This window comes from Neoaquamicrobium sediminum, assembly GCF_013240295.1.
In the GTDB taxonomy this organism is placed as follows: Bacteria; Pseudomonadota; Alphaproteobacteria; order Rhizobiales; family Rhizobiaceae; genus Aerobium; species Aerobium sediminum.
In genome coordinates this window covers 808,130-833,034 of sequence record NZ_JABETK010000001.1, presented here as the reverse complement: position 1 = coordinate 833,034, position 24,905 = coordinate 808,130, and the positions used below count along the sequence as shown (strand labels likewise).

The 24,905-nt window shown below is 62.8% G+C and carries 24 protein-coding genes and 1 pseudogene; 9 read left to right on the top strand and 16 right to left on the bottom strand.

Annotation, left to right across the window (positions count from 1 at the left end; genetic code table 11):
* Positions 1–62: 62 nt before the first annotated feature.
* From mblB to HK436_RS03980, 4 genes are read left to right on the top strand one after another with little or no spacing between them, the layout of a single operon-like run.
* Positions 63–1,196, top strand: a complete 1,134-nt coding sequence (gene mblB / locus HK436_RS03995; RefSeq protein WP_173187509.1) for an anti-phage 6A-MBL system MBL-fold protein — start codon at positions 63–65, stop codon at positions 1,194–1,196.
* A 4-nt stretch (positions 1,197–1,200) separates the two neighbouring features.
* Positions 1,201–2,550: a hypothetical protein gene (locus HK436_RS03990; RefSeq protein WP_173187507.1), complete on the top strand. Its 1,350-nt coding sequence runs from the start codon at positions 1,201–1,203 to the stop codon at positions 2,548–2,550.
* Positions 2,439–3,467: an anti-phage 6A-MBL system cap2_3 protein gene (gene cap2-3, locus HK436_RS03985; protein WP_512770948.1), complete on the top strand. Its 1,029-nt coding sequence runs from the start codon at positions 2,439–2,441 to the stop codon at positions 3,465–3,467. Before HK436_RS03990 ends, cap2-3 begins: the two co-directional genes overlap by 112 nt.
* Positions 3,464–4,636, top strand: coding sequence for a patatin-like phospholipase family protein (locus tag HK436_RS03980; protein WP_173187503.1), 1,173 nt, complete (start codon positions 3,464–3,466; stop codon positions 4,634–4,636). The genes cap2-3 and HK436_RS03980 overlap by 4 nt, the downstream gene beginning before the upstream one ends.
* A gap of 217 nt (positions 4,637–4,853) precedes the next feature.
* Here HK436_RS03980 and HK436_RS03975 read toward each other — a convergent pair whose 3' ends face one another.
* Together HK436_RS03975 and HK436_RS03970 are read right to left on the bottom strand one after the other, a co-directional pair.
* Positions 4,854–5,492, bottom strand: coding sequence for a hypothetical protein (locus tag HK436_RS03975; RefSeq protein ID WP_173187501.1), 639 nt, complete (start codon positions 5,490–5,492; stop codon positions 4,854–4,856).
* A 181-nt stretch (positions 5,493–5,673) separates the two neighbouring features.
* Positions 5,674–5,847: a hypothetical protein gene (locus tag HK436_RS03970; RefSeq protein WP_173187499.1), complete on the bottom strand. Its 174-nt coding sequence runs from the start codon at positions 5,845–5,847 to the stop codon at positions 5,674–5,676.
* Between the two features lie 95 nt (positions 5,848–5,942).
* On the opposite strand from HK436_RS03970, the gene HK436_RS03965 reads away from it, so the two are divergent.
* From HK436_RS03965 to HK436_RS03950, 4 genes are read left to right on the top strand one after another with little or no spacing between them, the layout of a single operon-like run.
* Positions 5,943–6,227 (top strand): helix-turn-helix transcriptional regulator, encoded by a 285-nt coding sequence (locus tag HK436_RS03965; RefSeq protein WP_173187497.1) that lies wholly within the window; start codon positions 5,943–5,945, stop codon positions 6,225–6,227.
* Entirely contained in the window at positions 6,217–7,584 is a 1,368-nt protein-coding gene (locus HK436_RS03960) for a type II toxin-antitoxin system HipA family toxin (protein WP_173189918.1), read from the top strand. Before HK436_RS03965 ends, HK436_RS03960 begins: the two co-directional genes overlap by 11 nt.
* A 47-nt stretch (positions 7,585–7,631) precedes the next feature.
* Positions 7,632–10,517, top strand: a complete 2,886-nt coding sequence (locus tag HK436_RS03955; RefSeq protein ID WP_206680480.1) for a UvrD-helicase domain-containing protein — start codon at positions 7,632–7,634, stop codon at positions 10,515–10,517.
* Positions 10,514–11,431 (top strand): HNH endonuclease, encoded by a 918-nt coding sequence (locus tag HK436_RS03950; protein WP_173187493.1) that lies wholly within the window; start codon positions 10,514–10,516, stop codon positions 11,429–11,431. Before HK436_RS03955 ends, HK436_RS03950 begins: the two co-directional genes overlap by 4 nt.
* A gap of 303 nt (positions 11,432–11,734) precedes the next feature.
* Here HK436_RS03950 and HK436_RS03945 read toward each other — a convergent pair whose 3' ends face one another.
* The 10 genes and pseudogenes from HK436_RS03945 to HK436_RS03900 form a co-directional block, all read right to left on the bottom strand.
* Positions 11,735–13,513 (bottom strand): relaxase/mobilization nuclease domain-containing protein, encoded by a 1,779-nt coding sequence (locus tag HK436_RS03945; RefSeq protein ID WP_244648508.1) that lies wholly within the window; start codon positions 13,511–13,513, stop codon positions 11,735–11,737.
* 119 nt (positions 13,514–13,632) lie between these two features.
* Complete coding sequence (istB, locus tag HK436_RS03940; protein ID WP_173187491.1) at positions 13,633–14,403, bottom strand: IS21-like element helper ATPase IstB; 771 nt, start codon at positions 14,401–14,403, stop codon at positions 13,633–13,635.
* Positions 14,400–15,892, bottom strand: a pseudogene (gene istA, locus HK436_RS03935) (IS21 family transposase). The gene istB and the pseudogene istA overlap by 4 nt, the downstream one beginning before the upstream one ends.
* Before the next feature lie 332 nt (positions 15,893–16,224).
* Positions 16,225–16,431, bottom strand: coding sequence for a hypothetical protein (locus tag HK436_RS03930; protein WP_173187489.1), 207 nt, complete (start codon positions 16,429–16,431; stop codon positions 16,225–16,227).
* A 19-nt stretch (positions 16,432–16,450) separates the two neighbouring features.
* Positions 16,451–16,771: a hypothetical protein gene (locus tag HK436_RS03925; protein WP_173187487.1), complete on the bottom strand. Its 321-nt coding sequence runs from the start codon at positions 16,769–16,771 to the stop codon at positions 16,451–16,453.
* A 28-nt stretch (positions 16,772–16,799) separates the two neighbouring features.
* Positions 16,800–17,183 carry an HNH endonuclease gene (locus tag HK436_RS03920; RefSeq protein ID WP_173187485.1) on the bottom strand — a complete coding sequence of 128 codons (384 nt, stop codon included), beginning with the start codon at positions 17,181–17,183 and terminating at the stop codon, positions 16,800–16,802.
* 84 nt (positions 17,184–17,267) lie between these two features.
* The gene (locus tag HK436_RS03915) at positions 17,268–17,462 is read right to left on the bottom strand and encodes a hypothetical protein (protein WP_173187483.1); all 195 of its coding nucleotides are present in this window, start codon (positions 17,460–17,462) and stop codon (positions 17,268–17,270) included.
* Positions 17,459–17,740: a hypothetical protein gene (locus HK436_RS03910; RefSeq protein WP_173187481.1), complete on the bottom strand. Its 282-nt coding sequence runs from the start codon at positions 17,738–17,740 to the stop codon at positions 17,459–17,461. The genes HK436_RS03915 and HK436_RS03910 overlap by 4 nt, the downstream gene beginning before the upstream one ends.
* The gene (locus HK436_RS03905) at positions 17,737–18,042 is read right to left on the bottom strand and encodes a hypothetical protein (RefSeq protein WP_173187479.1); all 306 of its coding nucleotides are present in this window, start codon (positions 18,040–18,042) and stop codon (positions 17,737–17,739) included. The genes HK436_RS03910 and HK436_RS03905 overlap by 4 nt, the downstream gene beginning before the upstream one ends.
* Positions 18,039–18,242: a hypothetical protein gene (locus tag HK436_RS03900; RefSeq protein ID WP_173187477.1), complete on the bottom strand. Its 204-nt coding sequence runs from the start codon at positions 18,240–18,242 to the stop codon at positions 18,039–18,041. Before HK436_RS03900 ends, HK436_RS03905 begins: the two co-directional genes overlap by 4 nt.
* 343 nt (positions 18,243–18,585) lie before the next feature.
* Between HK436_RS03900 and HK436_RS03895 the strand changes: the two genes are divergently transcribed.
* The gene (locus tag HK436_RS03895) at positions 18,586–19,875 is read left to right on the top strand and encodes an integrase arm-type DNA-binding domain-containing protein (protein ID WP_173187475.1); all 1,290 of its coding nucleotides are present in this window, start codon (positions 18,586–18,588) and stop codon (positions 19,873–19,875) included.
* A gap of 182 nt (positions 19,876–20,057) precedes the next feature.
* On the opposite strand, the gene HK436_RS03890 is transcribed toward HK436_RS03895, so the two are convergent.
* From HK436_RS03890 to HK436_RS30470, 4 genes are all read right to left on the bottom strand, one after another.
* Positions 20,058–22,466, bottom strand: coding sequence for a phosphoribosyltransferase-like protein (locus HK436_RS03890; protein WP_173187473.1), 2,409 nt, complete (start codon positions 22,464–22,466; stop codon positions 20,058–20,060).
* Positions 22,466–23,254, bottom strand: coding sequence for a hypothetical protein (locus HK436_RS03885; protein WP_173187471.1), 789 nt, complete (start codon positions 23,252–23,254; stop codon positions 22,466–22,468). The genes HK436_RS03890 and HK436_RS03885 overlap by 1 nt, the downstream gene beginning before the upstream one ends.
* A 149-nt stretch (positions 23,255–23,403) precedes the next feature.
* Positions 23,404–24,111, bottom strand: a complete 708-nt coding sequence (locus tag HK436_RS03880) for a Fis family transcriptional regulator (RefSeq protein ID WP_173187469.1) — start codon at positions 24,109–24,111, stop codon at positions 23,404–23,406.
* Entirely contained in the window at positions 24,108–24,905 is a 798-nt protein-coding gene (locus HK436_RS30470) for a hypothetical protein (RefSeq protein ID WP_206680479.1), read from the bottom strand. The genes HK436_RS03880 and HK436_RS30470 overlap by 4 nt, the downstream gene beginning before the upstream one ends.

Sequence of the window (24,905 nt, the reverse complement as noted above, 5' to 3'; positions counted from 1 at the left end):
GTGACCTCCCTCCGGTCAAAGGCCAGAGGACGCAAGGCATTGACATATCGATGGAGACCAAAATGACGGCAACACTGACCTTTCACCCCCTCGGCAACGCCGATTGTACCCGCATCGACCTCGCCAACGGCGACAAGCTGCTGGTCGACTATGCGGACATGCGCAACCCGCTCGATCCCTTTGACAAGCGAATTGACCTTCCGGCGGAGCTGAAGGCCGACCTGCGGGCGGCGGAGCGCGACTATTACAACGTGGTCTGCTTTACCCATCTGGATGACGACCATTGCTGCGGCGCGGGCGATTTCTTCTGGCTCGACCATGCCCGCAAGTACCAGGGCGAAGGGCGCATCAAGATCAGGGAGCTCTGGGTCCCCGCTGCCGCCATCCTCGAAGATGGCTGCGAGGACAGTGCCCGCATCATCCGGCAGGAGGCCCGCCACCGGCTGCGCGAAGGGTATGGCATCCGCGTTTTCTCCCGTCCGAAGAAGCTGCGCGCCTGGCTGGAGGCGCAGGGGCTGACTCTTGAGTCCCGCGACCACCTCATCACCGACGCGGGCAATGTCGTGCCGACCTACTCCAAGTTCGGCCCCGAGCGCGTCGAGTTTTTCATCCACAGCCCGTTCGGCTGGCGCCAGAATGAAAACGAGGTCATCGACCGCAATCAGGACAGCGTGGTCTTCCAGGCCACCTTCCTTGAAGGCGGCCGCGAAACCTACGCGCTGTTCATGTCCGACATCCACGCCGATTCCATCGACCAGATTGTCGTGACCACCAAGCGCCACGGGCGCGCGGACCGCCTCCTGTGGGACATCTTCAAGGTTCCCCACCATTGTTCCTACACAGCGATTGGCTGGGACAAGGGCGAGGATGAGACCGCGCCCACGGAGCATGTCGAATGGCTGTGCGAGACGCAGGGGCGCGCGCGCCACATCATGGTGTCGACCAGCAAGCCGATGCCGGTGAAGGGCAGCGCCGAGGATCGTGACGTTCAGCCCCCGCACCGGCAGGCGGGCAATTACTACAAGCGCGTGGCGCGGGAAGCAGACGGCAGCTTCAAGGTGACGATGGAATCGCCCTCTGCCGCCCGACCGAAACCGCTCCGGGTTCAGGTTAATGAACGCGGAGCGCAGCTGCTTCTGGTGTCGGCGGCTGCGGGCGCGGCGAGCATCATCTCGACGCCGGCGCGTGCGGGCTAAGGCGATGGCGGACCTGCATCCGTGGTGGGCCGAACTGGGAGCCGTGGTCGAGCCCGACTCATGCGCGGTCGACCCCGTCCGGCAGCTCGCCGCGCATATTGCAAAGGGTCTTGCCCCCGGGATCACGATCATAGAGGCACGGGAAACGGAAGACCGCGCCCTTGCCGGCCTGCTGCTCGACATCGAAGTGGAGCGCCCGCAGGACCTGGCCGCTCCCATCCGCGCCGTGGAGCCGATCGCCGTCCTGTTCGGCAGCGAGACCCTCCAGCCGGCGGTCCTCGCCCTGCGCGCCGAATTCCCGCACACGATGCATCAGAACTGCACGCGCGAAGGCGATCCGTTGTCGCTGTGCGTCGACGACCGCCCCTGGCACGAGGCGCAGCTGTCATTCACGCTGGCCGATTTTCTGCGGCGAATCCAGCTCTGGCTCGCCAAGGCCGCGCGGGGTGAACTGCATGACCCGGCCCAGCCGCTGGAACCGCTGTTCTTCCACAATCCGTCGAGCATCGTGGTTCCCGCCGCAGCACTGGAAGAACGGGAAACTCCACCCGAACTCCTCGGATACAGGCTCGAAGAAAACGAGCGGATGATCATCACCCGCGTCGCCGATGCTGATAGCAATGCCCCTACGGCGTTCGTCGTGGTGGCGCTGCGCGCCGCGCCGCAGGGCATGGGGCGTCTGCGGCAGGCCCCGCGGACTCTCGCAGGACTGGCTGCCCAGCTGAAAGAATGCGGGATCGATCTCGCGGCGATCTTGCAGGAGAAGATCACTACCTGGTCGGGTCTGGGTGCAGAGGCCATTCGGCGTCTCAACGCGCACCTCGCTCTCATCATCGCTTTCCCGATCACTGACGCGGGCGGCCGGGCCTCGGACGATTTGCGCGCCTTCGTCACGCACGCAACAGCCGGGGATGTCGGCGAGGCTCTCGGCCTCCTCGGGCAGAACAATAGTGCCGTCGGCTCCGCCAAGGCCTATGTGAAGCTGATCGGTGCTACGCCCGCACAGACGCTGCCGCCCCTGCCGATCGATCCTGTCGATGTGCATCTCGCCTTCGACCGCAACACAGGCGCAGCCGTCAGCGGCCTCCCGGAAGCGGACAAGCGGCCGGTCGTGCTGGTGGGCGCAGGCGCGTTGGGTTCGCAGCTGGCCGTCAATCTCGCGCGCGAGGGCCGGTTTTGCTGGACGCTTGTCGATAATGACGTGCTACTCCCCACAATCTGGCGCGACACGCCCTGTATCCGATCGATATTGGCGCACCGAAAGTCCTCGGTCTGGCGCGCCGCCTGGACATTCTGCTGGGCGAAAAAGCCATACCGATCGCAGCCGACATCCTCGCCCCCGCGCCGGATGTGAAGCCGCAGCTGGAAGAGCAACTGGCACAGGCCGACCTCATCATCGACGCCTCGGCCTCTGTCGCCGTATCGCGGCACTTGTCCGGCCTTGCGGACGTGCGGGGCCGGCGCCTGTCCCTCTTCTTCAATCCCGCCGGCACAGCGATCGTACTGCTGGCCGAAAGCGCAAACCGGGATGTTACGCTGCACGATCTCGAAGCGCAGTATCACCGGATGCTGCAATTGGAAGACGGGCTTGCCGCCCACCTTCAGCCGCTGACACCAGGCTTGCGCTATAGCGGGTCCTGCCGGGCGGTCACCAATCGCATCCCCGCAGGCCGCGCGGCGCTGCTCAGCGCTATTGCCGCGCAAGCCGTGGTCGACGCCGCATCGTCGGACGAGTCCGCGATCCGTATCTGGACTCTCGATGAACACAACGCCGTATCACTGCGCCAGCAGGCGGGCGACGCCGTAGAGCGTCAGACGCTCGGCGACTGGACGGTCACTTACAGCCAATCGGTCGCCGGTGAGATTACGGCGCTGCGTACGGCGCATCTGCCGCGGGAGACAGGCGGCATCCTGCTCGGCATCATCGACACAAGCCGCCGCACCATTCATGTCATACAGGCGCTGGCGGAACCCCCTGACAGCAGCGGTACTGTGACGGGATTCGAGCGCGGTGTGACCGGCCTTGCCGCCAAGGTGCAGCAAGCCGCGGACCGCGCCCTCCATCAGATACGCTATGTGGGCGAGTGGCATTCGCATCCGGCCGGTTCGTCCACCCGCCCGAGCGTCACCGACATACGCCAGATTTGCTGGCTCACCGGCGAACTGGAGAATGAGGGACTGCCGGCCCTGATGCTGATTGCCGGTGATCGCGGATCACTGTCCGTCATCCTGGCGGGAACGGACATCGCTGCGTCGGATGGCCCGTCGTGAGCGCCGACCTTCCTGTCAATGACATACAGGGCCTGTTCGCCGCCAATGGTGCGACCGGCGATTTCCTTCAGGCGCGCAAGATCGAAGACCGGATCGGGCTCTGCCTGTCGGGCGGCGGCTACCGGGCGATGATCTACCATGTCGGCGTGCTGCACCGTCTGAATGCGGCGGGGCTGCTTGCGCGGCTGGACGAGGTGGCGAGCGTCTCAGGCGGATCGATCACCGCCGCCCTTCTGGCGCTCAAATGGTCGCTTCTGACATTTGATGAGGACGGCCGGGCCGGGAATTTCAGAGACGTAATCGCGAAACCGCTCCTGGCTTTCGCCGGCAAGGGCATCGATATCCGCGCCATTCTCTACGGCTTGCTTCCGGGGTGCAGCGCCGCCGACAGTCTTGTGCGGGCCTATGACCGGCATTTGTTTGACGGGGCCGGGTTGCAGGACATCACCGATCAGCCGCGGTTCACCTTCATGGCGACCAACCTCCAGACCGGCAGCGGCTGGCGTTTTTCCAAGGCCTACGCCGCCGACTACCGCGTCGGCCTGATCGATCGTCCGACCCTGCCGTTGGCAAGGGTAGTGACTGCATCCTCAGCCTTTCCACCCGTGCTTTCACCGGTTCGCATCGACCTGAGCGCCCAGCTTGTGAAACCGGCGGAAGGCGCCGATCTCCATCACGCGCCTTTCATCGAGGAGGCTGTCCTGACCGATGGCGGCGTGTACGACAATCTCGGGCTGGAGCGTATCTGGAAACGCTGCCGGACCATACTCGTCAGCAACGCCGGGAAGACTGTGCCGGAGATTGGGCGACCCAGTGGGCGCTGGATCGGCCAGATGTTCAGGACGCTCAGCGTCATCCAGCAGCAGGCGGAGAACGCGCGCCGCCGCATCCTGTTTGGCATGGCCAATCTGGAACAGCGCCGTGTCGCTTACTGGGACATTGCAACCGCGCCCTACGAATACGGCCTTGCCGATACGCTACCCCTGACCAAGGATGAAGCGCTTGCGGCGGCAAATCTGCGCACGCGTCTCAATCCCTTTTCACAGCAGGAATGCGCGCTCCTTCTGAAAGCGGGGTATGCCGGCGCTGATGCCGCGCTGCGGGCGCGGGGTCTGGTTTCCGAAATGGGCAGCTTTGAGGACCTGTCCCTTGGACAGGACTCCTCCTGACTTGCGCCTGCTTCGTCCGGAGCCGTCCGTCGCCCTCACCCGAGGAGGGGCGACGGCGATCCGGACAGCAGGCCGGCCTGCTTTGCCTGGTGGGCTCCCGAGCCCTCCTTAATCCGCGCGAGGGATCGTCACCCGTATGGGCCGAGACACCGGCTCGGGCCGCCAGGCTAGAGCCCGGTCCGGCCAGGCCGGACGCGCCCGCGTCAGACGGCACCAATCAGCGCGGCTGCGCGATTACGAGATCAATTCCCAGATCGATACGAGCGATCTCCCGGGCAACAAGTACATCGAGGATGGCCTCCGCCCGATCAGGCTGCGCCGCGCCGTCGGCACCATCCGGCGGCAGCGCCTGCCGCAACCTGCCGGCAATGCCATTCTCCGCCTGACGCAAGGCCGGCGATGCGGCCTCGCGCACGGCGCTGCGCACGTCCCGCGCCGTGCCCCTGAAATCCCCGAAGCGCTTGTCCTTGAACAGCGCGGGCAGACGCCCGGTCAGGCTGTCGAAGGTCTCGACCGCGATCTCTTTGGGCTCGGAGCAGAAATACCCGTAAGACAGGCCCGGCTTGTAGGCGATGGTATGCACCTTGTCGTCCGGCAGCGGCCCTATCGCGACAGGAGAAAACAGGGCTGAGCTGCGCGCAACATCTACAGCGTTATAGGCTTTGTTGAACGCCGCCCCATCCCTCAGGCAGGGCGCGGCATAAAACACCTGGCCGGGATAGCGGCCTTCCCAATCGATCAGCAGCCGGTGCTGGTCCGACACATCCCGGCGCATGAGCGCGATCCTGAAGAATTCAAGCGTCAGTCCGGGACACTTGCCGCCGGCAATCTCGAACGCGCTGGTACGCGTAAGCAACTCGGGCAGCTTGTACTGAAAGAAAAGCGGGACCGCGGGAAATCGATCCGCACGTCATAGCCTGCCTTCGCCTCCTGCACGAGGTTCGGGAAGATCGGCGCGCCGGTCGGGGCCGAAGCCGAACCGCGGATCAGGTTTTCGGTGAAGGCATAACCGTACGAGAATTCCGAGTACCCGACCTTCATGACAGCCCGACCTGCTGATCCAGCGCCGCCACACGCTCCTGCTCATAGCTCTCCATCGCCACCTCCTTTAACGTCCAGAATTTTGGACGCGAAAAACTCTTATGTCCAATCAAATGAACAAAACTTGACACCCCACCTGTCACCATGCCATAATGTACAAAATTCTGCACATCAACGCGCCTTGCGACCAAACCAATGAACAGACAGGACAACGGACGTGCCGCGCAAGAGAAGCTATTCAAGGGTGACGCATCAGGCGCTGGCGATGCTCGGCAAGCTGATCCGCATCGGCCGGGCCGAACGCGGCCTGACCGCGCAGGAACTGGCCGACCGTGCCGGCATCAGCCGCACGACCTTGTCCAGCATCGAAAAGGGCGCACCGGGACCTGAGATCGGCATCGTGTTCGAGGTTGCCTCCATCGTGGGTGTGCGGCTGTTCGACTATGACGAGCGCACGCTCCAGATGCACAATGCCCGCCTCGATGAAAAACTGACCCTGCTGCCCAAAAGCGTCCGCCACAGTGTGAAGGAGGTCGATGATGACTTCTAAGACGGGCGCAACAAGAAAAGCCACGACAAGGAAAGCCGCCACGAACACCGACCCCACCGAGGCCTTCGTCTGGGTCTGGCTGCCGGACGCCACGGAGCCGGTGGTGGCCGGCCGGCTCGTACAGGATGGCAACCGCCTGCTTTTCACCTACGGCGCAAGCTACCGCCGCCGCGACAACGCGATCGCGCTCTATGAGCCCGAGCTGCCGCTCCAGGAAGGCACGATTGCCCCGCTCAACGGCCTGAATATGGCCAGCTGCATCCGCGACGCCTCGCCCGACGCCTGGGGCCGCCGGGTGATCATCAACCGGCTCACCGGCAGCAAGCCCGATGCCGCCGGCATCCCCGAGATCAGCGAGCTGACCTATCTCCTGCATTCCGGCTCCGACCGTATCGGCGCGCTGGATTTCCAACAATCAGCGACAGAGTATGTCCCCCGCCTTGCCGCACAGGCTTCGCTCGCCGAACTCCAGGAAGCGGCGGCTTTGATCGAAAAGGGCCTGCCGCTCACCCCGGCGCTCGACCAGGCCCTCAATCACGGCACCTCGATCGGCGGCGCCCGCCCCAAGGCGCTGGTCGATGACGACGACAGGAAATTCATCGCCAAATTCTCAGCCGGCAACGACACGCACAGCGTGGTGAAGGCGGAATTCATCGCGATGAGGCTGGCCGCATCCTGCGGCCTGAACGCCGCCCCCGTGTCCATGACCCGCGCCGCACAGAAGGACGTGCTCCTGATCGAGCGCTTCGACCGCACCCACACGCAAAACGGCTGGACCCGGCGCGCGATGGTTTCAGCGCTGACCATGCTCGGCCTCGATGAGATGATGGCCCGCTACGCCTCCTACGAAGACCTCGCCGAACTGATCCGCCACCGCTTCACCGACCCGAAGGATACGCTGCGGGAACTCTACGGCCGCATCTGCTTCAATATTCTCTGCGGCAATACCGACGACCACGCGCGCAATCACGCCGCCTTCTGGGACGGGCAGAACCTGACCCTCACGCCGGCCTATGACATCTGCCCGCAAAGCCGCACCGGCAGCGAAGCCACACAGGCGATGCTGATCAAGGGCGACGCCCGCTCCAGCACACTCGCCACCTGCCTCAATGCCGCCCCCGACTACCACCTCAAGGACGCCGAAGCCGCCGCGCTGATCGAACAGCAACTGGAAACGATCGCCCGACACTGGCCCGCGATCTGCGATGAAGCACAGCTCAGCCCCGTCGACCGCAAGCTTTTCGCCGGCCGCCAGTTCCTGAATCTCTACGCGCTCGAAGGGCTCGAAGGCCACGAGGCGCTGCACGACGCTTACCAGACGGCCCGCAACGCGCTGATCGAAAGCGCCGGCACCTGATGACGAGCGCGCCAAAGACACTCAGAAGACGCAAATGGCCCGGCGCTTTGCTGCGCGCGATGGGCCACGCGACCTGGGCCGCCGAACAAACCGGCTCGGGCATCACGCTGCTGGGCGGCCGCCATCAGGCGCCCTTTACCGCCTGGGCCGGACCGGCCCGACTGTCCAGCACGCTGGGATTCACCACCGTCACCATCCCCCTTGCGGGCAACCACACGGCCAGGCTTGCCGGCGTTGCCGTCCCCGAGGCCACCCGCTTCATCGCGTCTGCCAATGACGCCTTTCATGCCTACATACGTGAGCAGTGCGCCGCCGCCGAAGATGAACTGCGCGCGCTATCTGACGCCGTAAGCCGGCTCGATCAGCCCCGCCGCTACCCGGCAGCCTGCCTGCTCGCGCCGTTCCTGACGCGCGCCACCGCCATCATCGATTGCCTGCCAACCGCCATCCCCGAGGGCGTCCTGTCAGGTGATCAGGAACGGCTGATCGCCACCGTCCGCACCTTCCGGGACCAACCGGAAGAGGCGCGCCGCGCCGCCATCGCCCGCTTCATCGCCTCCGAGCTGGCCGCGATGAACGGCTTTTTCGAGAACATCGAGAAAAATCCGCTCACGCCCGAACAACGCCTTGCTGTCGTGACGGACGAGGATGCCACGCTGGTCCTCGCCGGGGCGGGTTCGGGCAAGACCAGCGTCATCGTCGCCAAGGCCGCCTATCTGATCGAGCGCGGCATCCGCCGGCCGGAAGAGATATTGCTTCTCGCCTTCGGCCGGGACGCCGCCGCCGAAATGGCCGCCCGTATCAAGGAGCGGGCCGGTGTCGATGTCGACGCGCTGACATTTCATGCGCTCGGCAATCGCATCATCCGCACGGTCGAGGGCAAAGGCCCGGCGCTGGCCGCTCATGCCAGCGACGACGCGAAATTCCGGACGCTGCTGCGCGACATCTTGCTCGATGAGGTCGCCTCCACGGCCGGCCTGGGCACGCTGCTGATGGATTGGTTTTCGACTTTCTACTGGCCGTACAAGACCGAGTGGGATTTCAAGACGCAGGACGCGTACTTCCGCTGGGTGGAGGCGCATGAGCTGCGCACCCTGAACGGCGATCGCGTCAAGAGCTTCGAGGAATGGGAGATCGCCAACTGGCTCTATCGTCAGGGTATCGCGCATGAATATGAGCCGCTTTATGAGGGACCGCTCCCGCCGGATGCGCGCGGCCCCTACCGGCCTGATTTCCGGCTGACGGAAAGCGGCATCTATATCGAACATTTCGGGGTCAGGAAGGCGCGCGAACCGGACGGCTCGACCCGCCTCACGACCGCGCCCCATATCGACCGCGCGCGCTATCTGGCCGACATGGCATGGAAGCGCCAACTGCACGCGACGAACGGCACGACCCTGATCGAGACCTTCAGCTATGAGAAGGTCGAGGGCACGCTGCTCGCCAATCTCAAGGCCAAGCTCGCGCCTCACGTCACGCTCAGACCCGTGGCCGAAGACCGGCTCTTCGCCGCACTCGCCGCAATGGGACAGGTGGATGCCTTCACGCAGACGCTCGCCACCTTCCTGCGGCATTTCAAAAGCGCGGGCGCGACCATCGCAAGCTGCGAAGCCCGCGCCGCCAACGCGCAGGATGTACCGCGCAGCCGCGCGTTCCTGAAGATTTTCGACGCGCTGATCGACGCCTATGAGGCGCGACTGGGCGATATGATCGATTTCGAGGACATGATCGTGCGCGCCACGGCCCATGTGCAGAGCGGCCGCTACAAGAGCCCGTACCGGCATATTCTCGTCGATGAGTTCCAGGATATCTCCGCAGGGCGGGCCCAACTGCTGCGCGCCTTGCAAGCGCAGCATGAGGATGCGCGCCTGTTCGCGGTCGGCGATGACTGGCAATCGATCTACCGCTTCGCCGGATCGGACATCCACCTGATGCGCGATTTCGGCAAAGAATTCGGCGGCCGCTTTGCCGGCACCGACGCCGTACACAGCATCGTCGATCTGGGGCGGACCTTCCGCAGTGTCGACAAAATCGCCCACGCGGCGCGGCGCTTCGTGCTGCGCAATCCGGCCCAGATCAAGAAGACCGTCAAGCCGGCCGCCACGACGGCAAGCCCCGCGATCACCGTCGCTTATTACAAGCGCAACGAAGAAGGAGCGGCGTTCCGGGCGGCGCTTGAGCGCCTGGACACCCGCACCGCGCCCAACACGAGCGTCCTCCTGCTCGGCCGTTACCATCATGCCAAACCCGCCGCGCTCCCGACCCTGATCCGCGCGTTCCCCAGCCTTGCGATCCGCTTCATGACGGTCCATGCGTCCAAGGGTCTTGAAGCCGACCATGTTATCATCCTGCGCGCCGCCTCCGACACGATGGGGTTCCCGTCGGAGATCGTCGATGATCCGCTGCTCGATCTGGTTCTGCCGGACCCTGAGAATTTCGAGCATGCGGAAGAACGCCGGCTGTTCTATGTGGCGCTGACCCGCGCCCGCCATACCGTGACCATCCTCGCCGACCAGGAAAAACCCTCAACCTTTGTGCGGGAACTGGTCGCCTATCCTGAATACGAGACCAACGAGACGGGCGCGCCCGACCTGGCCCCGCGCCCATGCCCGTCATGCGGCGGCCGTCTGCTCGCGCAGACCGCGAAGGCGGGCGGTACGTATTATGCCTGTGAGCACCGCCATCTCTGCGGCCAGACCCTCAAACCGTGCAACGTCTGCGGCAGCGGTCTGCCCATGAAGAGTCAAGCCGACCAAGACAACTATCATTGCAGCTGCGGTGCCAACTTCCCGGGCTGTCCTACCTGCGCCGACGGTTGGCTCGTCGAACGCCAAGGACGAAATGGCACGTTCCTCGGCTGCGTGAACTACCCCGCCTGCAAAGGTACACAGAACTTGCCAGGGCATCGCCAGGGCAGAAGGATGTTGCGGTGAACAGCACAGATCTTCTGGATTTCCTCAACAACCGCATGTCCATGACCGACCTGTATCAGCCGGTCATCATCAGGGAGCTATTGCTGCACGAGGGCGTCCGCACCAAGTCAGAACTCGCTGCGATCCTCGCCTCCTACGATACGTCGGTGCAGGAGTACTATGAAAGGATCGTCATGCGCTGGCCCAAGATCACGCTCACCAAGCATGGCATCGTTGACTATGAGCGCAAAGGAAGCGTCTTCCGGCTGACGGTCTGCCCCGACAACCCTGCCCAGAGGCAGGCGGCCGTGCAGCTCTGCGAAGAAAAGATCGCGGCCTGGCTCGACAAGAAGAGCTCAGCCGATCCCACGGTGAAGGCCAATGCCTCCATCCGCTATGCCGTCCTCAAGGAGGCGCACGGCAAATGCCAGCTTTGCGGAATCGCCGCCGAGGTGCGCCCGATCGACATCGATCACATCGTGCCCCGGGCAAAGGCCGACAAGAACGGCAAGGTGCGGCTCAACGGCCGCCTGATACCCCTCGATGATCCGCAAAACCTGCAGGCCTTGTGTTTCACCTGTAACCGCGCGAAACGCGCGAGCGATGAGACGGACTTCCGGCGCAGGAACAAGCTGGTGCGCGATCGCATCCCCGAAATCATCGAAGCTTCCGGCCGCAAACCGGAGATCAAAATTCTGCAGGACAAGGCGTTTCGCGACGCGCTGTACGACAAGCTCAGCGAAGAGCATGCCGAACTGCTTCACGCTACTGATGCCGGCGCCAAGTGTGAGGAATTGGCTGACCTGATCGAGGTGGCTCTTGCCCTTGCCGGCCAGTATGGCGCCAACGAGGACGAACTGATGGCTCTGGTGCGAAGGAAGCGTGCGGAGCGTGGCGGCTTTGCCAGAGGATACTACTTTCTCGGCGATCAATAGTCCGCGGCCGAAAATGAGGACAGCGAAAAATCCGGGCGATATGGCGTGCGTCTGCACGTCTTTGATGCCGTGAAGTTACACGTATATTCTGCTAACGGCTTGACGATATTAGACAAATAGCCCGCGGGCGCACCCTGCAGCGATCCCTGACGTGCGATTCATGGCCGCGCTGCTCTTTGAGAATGCTCATTTTCGTGTACCCACAGTACACAAAACGGCCCTACCTCAAAGACAGCCCGTCAACCGCAGCCACCGCCATACGCGGTCGCGTAAATCGCGGCTTTATACGCCTTCGCGTACAGATCACCGCTCCCGCTCAAAATCCTTCCCGTCCTCACCGTGCTCCGGCCCGCGGGCGGAACGTGAGCGCCTGATCCGCCGCCCGCCGGACCCGCCATCATCGCTGCCGCCATCGCGATCCCGCGCCGCGTCCCGGAACTTGTCGGCGAGCGGCAGTTCGGTCCAGTGCACCTCCGGCAGGCCGGTGGCGGGCGCGCCCGGATCGGGACCGCGCTGCGCCGGCACCTCCGCCGCCACTTCCCGCGCCCGCCGCCGCCGTCGGCGGCGACGACCATCATCGCCGCCGCCACCGCCGCCGCCATCACCACGCTCGCCCTCCTCACGCCCGCCGCGCTGATCCTCTTTCACCGCCGGCCGCACCGACCCGGCAAAGGCTTCACGCAACGCGCTGCCCTGTTCCTTCTCCTGCCGATCGACGGTGATGACGATCTCCTGATCCTGGACCCCACGATCAGCATGACGATCATGATGATCATCATCACGCTGATGATCGCGCTTGCGAAAGCGATCCTTCGCCTTGTGCGGTGCGGCGGACCGGCCTTTGGGCTTCAGCGCCAGAGTGAGCGCCGGCATGTGGTCATGGCCCGCGCGGTGGCGCACGCGCTCTTCACGGCGCTGCGCGACTTCGAAGCTTTTCAGCTCCCGCGCCTCGATCTGCGCCAGCGCCCGCACTTCCCGCGCGATAGTGACGGCCTGCAACGCCTGGCGGTGTGCGAGGGCGCGTTTGTCATCGGCCTGCCGCTCCGCAAGCGCCGCTTTCTCCGTCATAAAGGCCGCATGACGCTGCGCGTCGCGATGCTTGTGGATCTTCGCGAGGACAAAGGACACGCCCGTCACCCGCCCGAGAAAGGCCGCAAGCCCGGTCGGCCTGGCAGCCGCGCGCGCCGCTTTCACCCGCCGGACCTCAGCGAGATAACGCGCCTTCAGCGCCTGCCGCGCGGCAAGCTGATCCCGCGCCAGCGCCGCCCGCTCATCGCGATGGCGTGCCCGCAAGGACGCTTGCGCCGCCTCGACCTTCTGCCGCCGTGCGGCCTGGGCAGCCTTGAGCCTGTCGAGCGCCTTGCCGTCGCGCTGGCTTCTGGCGAAATCCTCGCGCGCCTGACGATGCTGTGCGACCAGCGCTTTTGCCTCATCGACGCTTGGCAGGGATTCGGGCGGGAATTCGGCTTCCAGAAAGGCGCGGATGTCTTTGGTGCGGACCGACCGGTCGTCGATCAGCTTCGGCAGCGCATTCATGTTGCCGTAGAGATCGACCAGCACATAGGGCCGGTTGCCGGTGGCGAGGACATAGCCCAGCTCTTCGAGCGCGCGCACGAAAGCACGCGGGCTGTCGCTGCGCTTCCAGGCGGCGGTGACCGCCGCCATGCGCTCCTCCTTGGTGATGCCGGAGGATTTCTGCTGCTGCATCTCGTAGAGCGTCTTCTTCTTCCGCTCATCACCACCGCGCGCATAACCTTCGGGCAGCGCCAGCCCGTGATCGCGGGCGAATTCCCGCGTCACCATCATCAGCTTGTCATGGTCGAAGGGCTGGTGGATCGCCTTGCCCGCCCGCGCATCGATGCGCGACCAGACGATATGACAATGCTCGCGCCCGTCCTTGATATGAAAGACGAGCGCGCGCGGCTGGCCCGCAAGCCCGAGCGCCTTCTCGACACGGTCGGCGTAGTCGAGATATTGCGCCCGGCTGAGCTGCCCCTGGCCAAGATCGGGATTGACCGACAGGCTGTAGAGGTAATTCCGGCACCTGGTCAGGTTATGGGCGATCGCCTCCCACTCTGTCAACGGCGGAGCAAAAACCGGCCATTGGGCGGCGCAAAACCAGGCCACTGGCGCTGCTGCGAGCGGGGAACGTCGGGAGGGCGTAGCCCGACCAGAGTTTTCCGCTCGCAGCAGCGGCGATCTTATTGGTGAGGGTTGGCGGTTTTTCGTGCCCGGCTTTGCGCGAGGCGATAGCTGTCGCCGTTCATCTCGAGGATTCTGACGTGGTGGGTCAGCCGGTCGAGGAGTGCGCCTGTGAGGCGCTCGGAACCGAAGGTTTGGGTCCATTCGTCGAAGGGCAGATTGCTGGTGATCAGGGTGGAGCCACGCTCGTAACGCTGCGAGATCAGCTCGAACAACAGCTCGGCGCCGGTTTTGGAGAGCGGCACGAAGCCCAGCTCGTCGATGATGAGCAGCTTGTAGCCCGCCATCTGCTTCTGGAAGCGCAGAAGACGGCGTTCGTCGCGCGCCTCCATCATCTCGCTGACGAGCGCGGCCGCTGTGGTGAAGCCGACGGACAATCCCTTCTGGCAGGCCGCCAGGCCGAGGCCGATCGCGACGTGGGTCTTGCCCGTGCCGCTGGGGCCGAGCGCGATGACGTTCTCGCGGCGCTCGATCCATTCGCACCGCGCCAGTTCCAGCACCAGCATCTTGTTGAGCTTCGGGATGGCGGCGAAGTCGAAGCTGTCGAGGCTTTTTGCGGCGGGGAACTTTGCCGCCTTGATGCGGCGTTCGACCATCCGCCGTTCCCGATCGATCAGTTCCAGCTCGACCAGCCGGGCAAGGTAGCGGACATGATCCACGCCCTCGACCGCACATTGCCGGGCAAGTTTGTGGTGCTCACGCAGGAAGGTCGGCAGCTTCAAGGTCTTGAGGTGGTGGGCGAGCAGGAGTTCTGGAGCATCGCTGCTCATGCCGGTTCCTCCTTACGGTCCAGCAGGCGCATATAGGCCTTGGCCGACGTCTTCTCGACAGTGGCTCTGGGCAGATAGGGATAGATGTCGAGGTCCAGCTTTGGTGGCCTGCGTTCGGCCCGGCACAGGACGAGGTGCTTCACGGCGTCGAAGCTGATGGCGCCCAGATGCAGCGCCTGCTTCACGGCTGCGTGCAGATCGGCCAGATCGAAGCTTTCCATCAGGCGCAGCACCTGCACATAGGCGCGCCGGCCCTGCTTGCCCATCCGTGCTTCCATGAGGCGGCGCAGTGTCGTGAACGCCTCCGGCAATTCCCAGCCCTGTAGCGGTGCCGCCTGGTCGAGCGCGTTGATCTTCTGCTCGATCAGCGGCAGGTAATGCAGTGGATCGAAGACAACCTCCTCGCGCTCATAGCTGCGCGGATGACGGGCAATGATCCCCCGCCGCAGCCAATCACCACCTCGCCGACATAGCCACGGATCCAGACGTCCTGGTGGCCGTAGGCGACCGGGACGGAGTAGTCGTTGGTCCTGTAGCGCACCAGCGCCTGCGAAGTGACCCGACCGCTGGCATGGTCGCAAGCATCGAAGGGTGATGCCGGCAGTGGGCGCATCGCCACCAGATCGCGCAGCAAGCGTTCGCCGATCGTCTCGCTCTCGCCGCGCAGCCGGTCACCCTGGCGCTTGCGGCACTGCTCCTCGAGCCACAGATTGAACTCGTCCCACGATGCAAAGTGCGGAATCGGCACCATGAAGTTGCGGCGCACATAGCCGACCAGACCTTCGACGCTGCCCTTGTCATTGCCCTTGCCGGGGCGGCCGTAACGATCCCGGATCAGATAGTGGGACAGGAAGCCGCTGAACAGCGTTGCCCGCTTGCGCGTGCCGTCGGGCAGGATCTTCGCCACCAGGCAGCGGTCGTTGTCGTAGACAATCGACTGCGGCACGGCGCCGAAGAAGGCGAACGCATGGATATGGCCGTCCACCCACGCTTCGGCCACCGCCGCAGGATAGGCGCGCACATAGCAGGCATCGCTGTGCGGCAGATCGAGCACGAAGAAGTGCGCCTTCTGCTCAACGCCGCCGATGACAACGACAGCCTCCCCTAAGTCGGCCTGTGCGTGCCCCGCCGGGTGCGCCAGCGGCACGAACATCTCCTGGCCGCGCAGATCCCGCTTGCGCATATAGTCCTTGATGATCGTGTAGCCGCCGGCAAACCCGTGCTCGTCGCGCAGCCGGTCGAACACCCGCTTGGCCGTATGGCGCTGCTTGCGCGGGACCGCACGGTCCGCATCAAGCCACCGATCGATGACCGCGATGAACGCGTCCAGCTTCGGACGCCGAACCGGAGCCTGCCGCCGATAGCCCGGCGGAACCGAATACGCCATCATCTTGCGAACCGTGTCGCGCGAGATGCCGAAATGCCTTGCTGCCTCGCGCTGGCTCATGCCTCCGTCGCAAGCCACGCGAACCTTCAGATATAATTCCACGGTGTAGATCCCTATTCCCTCCCTGCGCCACGCAGAAAAGGGAAAAAGTGGACGACTTTTACGCCGCCCGCAGCCGGACAATCCCGCCGCTACCGTGGTCTAGTTTTCCACCGCCGTTCTCACAGACTATTGCGCATGGGCTCGCGGGGACGCCTACGGTGTTTTCAGCGCAGCTTGAGACTTCGGCACAGAATGACCGCTTCGTGCGCATTGTGAGCGCTGACGCAACGAATATCACGATATCCATATGGGATATTGCGGATGTGGCGCTCATGAGTACTGGCACGCACGCCGTCATGTGGAGTGCAGAACTCTAGCGGACGTTTCGGCAATTATTGCAAGAGCCGGTCCAAGGATTGGAACACAACGGAGACGGCGGCAAGTGTGGCGGCGAAAGCTGCCCACCGGCCTTGTCGCTGCAGATCTGCAATGAACTGATCCATGCTGTCACGGATCGTGATAGTCGCGGCGCGTAAACCGAGGATCGCCGCCGCAATGCTCGTTCCGATCGACAAATACGGGAACACATCTTCCATCATTTTCCCTCAGCACCGTCTACTAATTGGGGTCGTCCGCGCGCCTGAGAATCTCGTCCTTCAGAGTCGCTAGTTTGGAGCCGGCCTTTCGCTTCACGCGCACAGACTGAGCCGCGGCTGTAAGGGTAGCGTCGGTTGTCTTGCGCCAGATCACACGAGCAAACACGGCAAGGGTGATGAGTGCTGCGACCAGCACTATCACCAGGACAATCAGGATCATTTCCTCTTGCTTTTGCTTCGCGATGCGGGCGTTGGCGTAATCCACCTGCGCCTGCCGCATCATTGCCGCGCTATCTTCCGATTGAGTTTCGGTAAGCACCTCATCCTGATCAACCAGCGGCATTTAAGCTCTCCCCTGCCGTTCTCGTATATCACCGCACATATCTCCCGAGCTGCCAATCAAAGAACGCGTCTTTTGGCTTCCAGAAGCCGCGCTTTGACTCAGGGCGGCTCCGTGGTGCGCGCTGGCCGATTTTCGCTGTCCTGGCCTGCCGTTTTGCTTTCGCCACTGTGCGGGCTTCTGTGGCGGTCTTGGCGATGCCGCACAGATAATGCGCCGGGGCGCAGTTCGTGTTGGTGTCCTTGCCCAGCAAGGCGAGGGGGCGAACATGCTCGATGATCCAGCGGTCATTGGTGCGGTGGATCGGCTCGCCGCAGATGCAGCACGGCGCGACGTTGTGGCCGGTGCAGTGTTCCGAAAAGATGTGGTGCCTGCGCTTCGATGACATGCGCTTGCGTGGCGTGTTCTCAGGCATGGGAACCTCCGGTGATTGGTGAGCCGCCCGCGCCCGAAGGAAAGCGCGAGCGGCAGGGCGCTGGCCTACGAAGCCTGTGCGCCTTTAGTGGACGGTCGGCCTTGCATCGTCCTGTGTGTCAGCATCCGGGGCGAGGGCGTTACGTTCCTCTCCGATTGCCGCAAACAGATCGCGCATGTTGGCATCCAGAATGTCGTTGCACTGCTTCACGGCCCGCCGGTCGCCTAGTAGCAGGCCGAAGGCGAACGATGCAGCGGCAGTGAGGATGAGCGTTGTCACGCTGCCTCTTTCCCCTGGGCTTTCCGTTCGTTGTCGTGAGCGACATAGAAACCCTCCTGAGCCGCTTTCGATATCGAGAAGGCGAGCCCGGCGAGGTAGAAAAGGCGAGCGCCTTCCTGTTCGCTTAAGACGTACCTGTGGTGCTCGTCAGGTTCGACGGAAAAATGCTGATCGATAAGTCCAAAGAGGACATCAACAATCGAGTGCGTATCGCAGATCAGGGGTTCCAGCCCGAAATATGAAAGGTCGGGTTCGATTGGCTGATGTGTCGTTGTCATAGCAGCACCTTCATGCGACCGGTTTCGAACGCCTCGATAACGCACGGCGAGAAGCCAGCCAGCCATTCGTCGTAGATTTCTTCGAACTCATCCTGAGTGTATGAGCCGTCGAATATATCTTCCTCGCCGGTGAACTTGTCATACAGGCGCTGCACCACGAATAGCCGCCGCATCGGAGGCAGTTCGTGGATGAGTGCGATAAGTTCCTCGGCGGTCGTTGCTGATGCGGTCTGCATCGGCAAGACGGACGAGCCGAGAAGGGCGGTTGCTCCAATCATGAGCGCACGGCGGGAAACGGTCATGCTGCACCGCCTTTCCGCTGCTGCACAAAGGGTGCTTCGGGGCGCTCCAGATAAAGGTAATGTAGGCGCTGCTGTGGGAGCTGTACGGCATCGTATCCAGCCCATCCGCCGGTGATGCTCGGATCAATTGCCTTGGCGTCTTTGATGAACTGCGCTGCGAGCGCATCCAAGCGCTGGCGAGTCTCTGCTTCTGTGGTCATTGTCAGTCTCCTTCGGTTTGAGAAACCTAAGGTGACAACGAACGCCGGTGTTACCTTAGGCGTTACCTAAGACACGGGAAATTCAATGGCAGTGGGCGCTAAGTGCTTGATCTAAATGGCGCGCCCGAAAGGATTCGAACCTCTGACCCCCAGATTCGTAGTATGTATTCAGCCATATTGGCACGCTCTATCGCCTACGTCACCATACCTTTCGGCTTGACGCAAGATACTGATTTTGCTACTATTTTTAGTAGATTGTCGTGCTTTGGCGTAGTTTGACCGCGTTAATCCTCGCCGGACACTTCCCCAGACTAAACCCAGACTAAAAATTGGGAGGCCCGAAATGGCCGACAACCGGCAGCTCCTCACCGACAAGGCGATCGCACGCCTGCCCTATGCAACCGACAAGCAATACAAGGTGCGCGACAGCGAGCTTCCCGGCTTCTTCGTGCTCGTCGGAAAGAAGAAGAAGACCTTCATGGCGCAAGGGGAGTTCTGGCGCGATGGGGTCCGGGAGTTCGCCGCGCAGGTAAAGCTCGGCGAGTGCGGGGATGTGACGACGCGGGAGGCGCGCAGCAAGGCGAAAGTGGAGATCGGCTTGATCGCGCGGGGTGAGCGGCCGGGAGAGGAGCAGAAGATCAAACCCGGCGCTATCACGCTGCGCCAGGCGTGGGAGCGCTACCGGGACGGCCACATGATCCGCAAGGGTCGTGATGCGCGGACGATCGAGAATTACCGCGACCACATGGAGCGGCTGTTCGCGGACTGGCTGGACAAGCCGCTCGCCAGGCTCGGCCGCCAGCCGAAGCTCGTGGCTGAGCGGCATGACAAAATCAGCGAGGAGAACGGCCCCTACATCGCCAACGGCGCGATGCGGAGCTTGCGGGCCGTCTACAATCATGCACGGAAGACCAATCCCGACCTGCCGCCGGTCAACCCGGTGACGGCGATCGACTGGAACACCGAGCAGCGGCGCGATACCGGCATGGGCACCGGCGATATGGCGTCGTGGTTCGCAGAGCTGACGGCGCTGACGAATCCGATCCGCCGCGAGTTCCACCTGATGACGCTGCTGAGCGGGTCGCGGCCGACCGCGCTGAAGAACGTGAGGATCGAGCATATCGACTTCCGCAGCCGGCTGCTGCACATCCCCAAGCCGAAGGGCGGCGTGAAGAAGGCGTTCGACATTCCACTGTCGCGGCCGATGATCCGCTGCGTCCTGCGGGCGATGCGCGCCGGCCGCATCCTCTATCCCGACCAGGCCGAGTTCTGGTTGTTCCCGGCCGACAGCGACAGCGGCCACCTGATCGAGCACAAGGAAGAGCGGGACGTTCTGTCAAAGTGGGGCAACGATCTTCGCCAGAGCTATCGCACGCTGGCGCAGGCGGCCGGGGTGTCGGAACTGGACATCCATCTGCTGATGAACCACTCGCTGCCCGGCGTGAACGCGGGCTACATCACGCGCGACAGCCTGCTGCGCGACCATCTGCGCAAGCAGCAGGAGCGCATCTCCACGGTGATCGTCGACAGCGCCAAGGGCAAGGACGACGGATCGGACCTGGGCTGGCTCCACAAGGCGAAGGTGGCCGCCCTGCCGGTGCTGCCCGAGCAAGAGCTGAAGGCCGCCGCCTGAGCAGTCGACGATTGCGTCGAGGATTGCAGGCAAGATCGGCCAAAGGATCGGCCAAATCCGGCATGAAAATCAAAATTGGTGTTTATAGTCATGCGATTGGAAACATCGCGGATCGGCCAAAGGGTGGCAGAAAGCCGTCCAGACCGTCGTTCATGCGACGCCGCAGGGCGACTAACGGGCGCCTAGTTGACCAGTCGTTCAAATAGTGGTCGCCACTGTGGGGCAGGTCCTTTGCCTCGGGAGTGGATCAGCGGCAAACTGTTATTGGGCACTGTTGTTGGAAACACTATGCTCAGCCCTTGGCTACCGTAGCCCAACGGCGCATTTTTATAGACGGTTGCACCGATGTCAGTGGCAACCGCCTTCGCCCTGTCGCGCTCCTCCGGCGTCGCAAAGACACCTTTATCGCCGCCGAAGATGTAGTCCCCTTCACCGAGGATCTCGCCGGCTCTGAAATCGAATCGCGGGTACTCCAATTCTGACAGAGCCTGGAGAATTGCCTGCTGGCCTTCAGCGGTGGCCAACAGTGCAAAGGTGAAGACCATTGGCTGGCCGGCGGATAGCAAGGCGAGATTTTCATCATGGAATCTCTTCAGGTTCGCAGAAAGCGACTGCCCCGTCCCGACCATGTCATCGACTATCACTATGACCTTCGGCGTGCCGTGCCGTTCGATGTGTCGACCATACGCCTCCTGGAAGCTGGATGGCGGCAGGATGGCCGTCGTGGCGACAAGATTCTCCTCCGCGTAGAGTGAGGCATACCTTTGCCCGCTCTTTCCTTCACCATCCACGTAGGTAATGACAATGTCGTTGCGCCGGTCGGTCGTCTTGTGTCGAACTGCGGCCTCAGCGAGCCCAAGCACCACCAAACGAGCAGTTTTTATCCGTTCGAGCACATCGGCCTCGGAGAGAAAGCGGGTTGCCTTCAGGATCGTGAACAGCGCTCGCTGATCGCGGTTCCCGGGCCGTTGATTCAGCCAGGCGCGCACTTCCTCCGGTCCGACATGTCTGCCCCGATAGGTCGGCCACTTACCGGTCAGTGCGACCAGTTCCTCAGACAGGACGCGAGCGGCATCCTCGGCCCGTTGCGCTTCTGCCGCCAGGTCCTGTGAAAGCGCGTCCGCCGCCAGCCGTGTCAACCCCACGTCGACGAGCCACAACTGAAAGATGGGCAGGACAGTGCGGTAGCTGCCATTCTCCTCGACGAGCACCTCCCGGCTTAGGAAGTCAGCCAGGACGCTGCTCAGCTCGCCCTCAGTTAGATCGGTCGTACTGCGGTGCATGTACAGGTTGGCGATGGTTGCCGGCTTTCCTGCCCTGACGCATCGTGCAAGTGCGGCCAGGACTCGCTTGCGCTTGAGGACGATCGGTTCGCGTTCCTCCACCGGGGCGAAGATGCCGTCTTGCCAGAGATGCGCGAAAAGATTGTCGTCGAAGCGTGATACCTCCGCGTTGACGGCCTCCCGGACCTCTTCCCTTGTGATGTCGACATCGTGTTCCCTGAGAGCGCGCGCGAAGACCTTTGAGCAAATGATTTTGCTGAAGTACGGATTGCCGTTTGTCAGGTCGTAAACTTCAGCGATCGCATCTTCATGCCATTCCAGGAATCCGGCCGAAGGTTCGCGAACCAGCCGGACATAGTCGTCCCATTCAGTAGCGCGATTGAAATAGGTCAGGTTCACGCGCGAGAATTTATTGAGCTTCTGTCCCTGGCGATCCATGACGAAAGGCATGTTTTCGCCGCCGACGAGTAGCAGGCACACATTGCTCGTGGTGGTCAGCGCCCTGATGTTGCCAAACACGGTATCGGCCAGGTTGCCCTGGAGATAGAGGTCCTGCGGCATCTCGTCGAATTCGTCGATGATGATCACGAAGCGTCGGTCGGGGTCCAAATCCTTTGCCGCGGCAGAGAGCTTCATCAGGGACGACAGAGAGCCGTCATATGATCCACGCGGCAGCGCGGCATTACCCGGCAGCTCGCCGGTGATAAATTCTTCGATCTGTTCCCCGAGCTGACGAAGGGATACGCGGGGATCTTCATGCGCTATCTGACCCCAAAGTATGTAGTGCCAGGAAAGCTTGGATTTCGGATCGCGCAAGCGAGCCTGCTCCGCTGCGGCAGTCGCAAGCGAAGTCTTGCCGACGCGCTTCTGGCCAGTGATGTAGGAGGGCTCCATCGGTCTTCGCAGCATGCGGGCCACGAGCGTCTGCACCTGCTCCTGACGCCCAACGAAGGCTTCACCTTCGGCGGGACCGGTGCTGTAGGGATCTGCGTAGGTGTAGGCTTCCCAGTTGATCCCTGACGCCTGCGCGAGCACGCGGACCTCGAAGAGCGCGGTCTGCCGGCGAGATGTTCCAACCTCTCCCCACTCGATCTCAAGCATCGCGGAAACCGCCTGGCACGAATCGACGACGTGTATGTCGAGGGCCACCGAGAATTTGCCGGGCGAGACGCTGCCGAGCGCTACGGCCTCATTCAGGAACAGGACCTGCTGACTATCACTTGCCACGCTGATGCGGACGTCCATCGCGGCACCACGGCCGTCGCTGCTGAATGGGACGAGAATGCGCAGATCGCGACCCGCCTCCATCAGAGGATAGCGCTTCGGCAGGTCCGTGCCTGCCCAGCCCTGCGCGATAACAGCGGTGAAGCGGCCTCGCAGAGATCGATGAATTCGTGGAGGCGCTGCAATGCGCATTCCAGCCAGGGTTCTAGATAGGACACGGTAATGAAGGAGGGGTATTGCGTCGCCAGGCGCCGAGCGTCAGTGATCACGCGCTCGCACGTCTCCACATCCGCGGCCAGTGTCGCGGCAATCTTCGACACGTCGTCCAGGCTCGAACACACAGACACCACCGCATCTCTGACCTCCGGGAGATGGTAGGCGCCGCCGAATTCAGTGAGACGCCCGTGCGCGAGGGCGCTTAATATCGACTTCCTCGCCTCTAGCATGGAGCCGAGCGTTGTGTATGAAACGCGAAGCGGCGCAAGTTGACCCTCAACCCAGGCCATCGCTCCGCGTAGCAAATCCAGCTTCTCGTATGTCTGGTTCTTCTGCCGCAGCCCGAGAAAATCTGAGAGACCGGGAAGACCCTTCTCCACGACGTAGACGACATTGCGAGCGAGGTGGTTTGCGGCGTTGTCCTGAACCAGTCCATCGGTCGCAAGAGCGCGGAGAACTATAGACGCCGCGATGCTCGGCGGGTGAGGCTGGTCCGCGAGTATCCCAACCGCGTCCCCGACTGACCCTTGCGCGGACGATCCGGCGAGCCCGAAGAGAAGAACCCGCAGGGCGGCACGAGCGGTCGCGGCATCGGAACCGTTCAGCAGCCGATTCTCGAATTCATTGATCGCGTTCTGTATCTCGATATTGTCCATGTGCGAACGTTACTTGGCTTGGCATCGCATGGAAAGCGTCGGGACAAGTCCGATCAAGTCTCTCCGACAGGTCAATTACACGGACGTATCAGGTCATGCTCGCGAAGATCACGACGTTTGAGCGCATGGGGATTTATGACTGCTCGGCGTCAGCAGCCGGCCTTCTTCTTTGTGTCGGCCGGATAGCCGAACGGCAGAAAGAAGTGCGACACCCGGATATGACCATGTGTGGGCGCGAGGGCTGAATCACGCTCGTGCTCGGTATCGAAGTCGGCGCCCGCAAACAGGATCGATGGCCGATCGAAGAGCGAGCCAGTGGCATTGGGCCGCAAACGGAGCACCGTTGCCAGCGCCTTGTCACTGAGCGCCTTCCGGATCGGTGGAACAACTTCGGGTTCGGGGTCGAGCAGGACGCCGACCATCGCGGCGACTGCTTGGCGGCGGCTGTAAATACCTGTTACGAAGCGCGCGAGGCCGCGATCGCGCAAATAATGGTCTCGATGGCTCTTCTGTTTTCCGAGGCGCTTGAACTCGAACACCAGCTTCATATCCCGGGCCTGATCATTCCAGCCGTAGGCGATGTCTGTTCGGCGTTCTTCGATCATCGCACCAGTCTCGGGATCGATGTCCCCGATAATGTCTTCGGCCACCCACATGCCCAGCAGCCCGCGTTGCCGGGCCGTGTAATTTTCGATGTAGACCTTGAGCCGTTTGGTAAGCGCCGACTCCTTCGTCTTTGGATTGAAGTTTGGACGAGGCCGGGCAGCAAGCTCGGACCAGGCTTGCCGGAGCGCCTCAACAGCTTCGGTGGCTGGTTGGATCGGGAAGGCGGCTAGCCAATCGGAACTCGTCGTCACGCAGGCACCTTTTGTGTCCTGGGCGCCGCTCGGGACTGGACTGTCCTCACGATGTGTTCTGCATCCCGCAACGCTTGGCGGACAGTCCAGCTTCGTTGCGTTAGCGGTCGAACCAAATAGAGGGAGCCATCGATCCACAGATGCGCATCAGGGACGAGAGTCAGCGAATCTCCGCTGGGGATTGCCCGAAGCCCTGAGGTGCGAAGTTGCCCTAGGGTTTGAAGGACCAAATCGTCGTTGACCTTGGTGTCGACGACAGGTGTGGTAGTCGGCTTTTCTGCATAAGTGATGCGCACGATGCCTGCCGGCCCCGCGCGGTTCGGATCGCTCGCAACTACATTGACGCTGAAGCGGCCCTTGCCGCCGGTTCGCGTTCGCCATGAGGTCAGGGCTTCGCCGAGGGCGTGAGCATATGTGCTGAAGTCATCAGCGTCCGCGGCCCTTTGGGCCGGCGTGTCCAGGCTCTTGAAGCTTCGTGGCCGGATGGACGGCATGAGGATCGCGACCGTCTCGTCGACGAGGACTTTCTCTTCCGGGGTCAGCCCAAAATAACGGAATACCGCCTGGTCGAGATCAGATCGAAGTTCGTTGTATCGTTTCGCCTGGCTGAGCTCAGGCAGGCTCGCAATTGTCGCCATATGACGAGAAACGGTCGCCAACGCCTCCGTAGCGGCATCTGGGTCAGGCGCGTCCACCGGGTCGAAGAAGGGGAACGCCTCAACATCCTTCAGGTGGACGCCGTTGCGTTCGCACAGCATCTTCCAGCCCCGCATCATCAGGAAATAGCGAGCCAA

Coding starts and splice junctions, on each gene's coding strand:
- mblB (WP_173187509.1), top strand. CDS start 63: ATGACGGCAACACTGACCTTTCACCCCCTCGGCAACGCCGATTGTACC.
- HK436_RS03990 (WP_173187507.1), top strand. CDS start 1,201: ATGGCGGACCTGCATCCGTGGTGGGCCGAACTGGGAGCCGTGGTCGAG.
- HK436_RS03965 (WP_173187497.1), top strand. CDS start 5,943: ATGCTCGGCAAGCTGATCCGCATCGGCCGGGCCGAACGCGGCCTGACC.
- HK436_RS03960 (WP_173189918.1), top strand. CDS start 6,217: ATGACTTCTAAGACGGGCGCAACAAGAAAAGCCACGACAAGGAAAGCC.
- istB (WP_173187491.1), bottom strand. CDS start 14,403: ATGAGCAGCGATGCTCCAGAACTCCTGCTCGCCCACCACCTCAAGACC.
- HK436_RS03930 (WP_173187489.1), bottom strand. CDS start 16,431: ATGATGGAAGATGTGTTCCCGTATTTGTCGATCGGAACGAGCATTGCG.
- HK436_RS03925 (WP_173187487.1), bottom strand. CDS start 16,771: ATGCCGCTGGTTGATCAGGATGAGGTGCTTACCGAAACTCAATCGGAA.
- HK436_RS03920 (WP_173187485.1), bottom strand. CDS start 17,183: ATGCCTGAGAACACGCCACGCAAGCGCATGTCATCGAAGCGCAGGCAC.
- HK436_RS03910 (WP_173187481.1), bottom strand. CDS start 17,740: ATGACAACGACACATCAGCCAATCGAACCCGACCTTTCATATTTCGGG.
- HK436_RS03905 (WP_173187479.1), bottom strand. CDS start 18,042: ATGACCGTTTCCCGCCGTGCGCTCATGATTGGAGCAACCGCCCTTCTC.
- HK436_RS03900 (WP_173187477.1), bottom strand. CDS start 18,242: ATGACCACAGAAGCAGAGACTCGCCAGCGCTTGGATGCGCTCGCAGCG.
- HK436_RS03895 (WP_173187475.1), top strand. CDS start 18,586: ATGGCCGACAACCGGCAGCTCCTCACCGACAAGGCGATCGCACGCCTG.
- HK436_RS03890 (WP_173187473.1), bottom strand. CDS start 22,466: ATGGAGGCGGGTCGCGATCTGCGCATTCTCGTCCCATTCAGCAGCGAC.
- HK436_RS03885 (WP_173187471.1), bottom strand. CDS start 23,254: ATGGACAATATCGAGATACAGAACGCGATCAATGAATTCGAGAATCGG.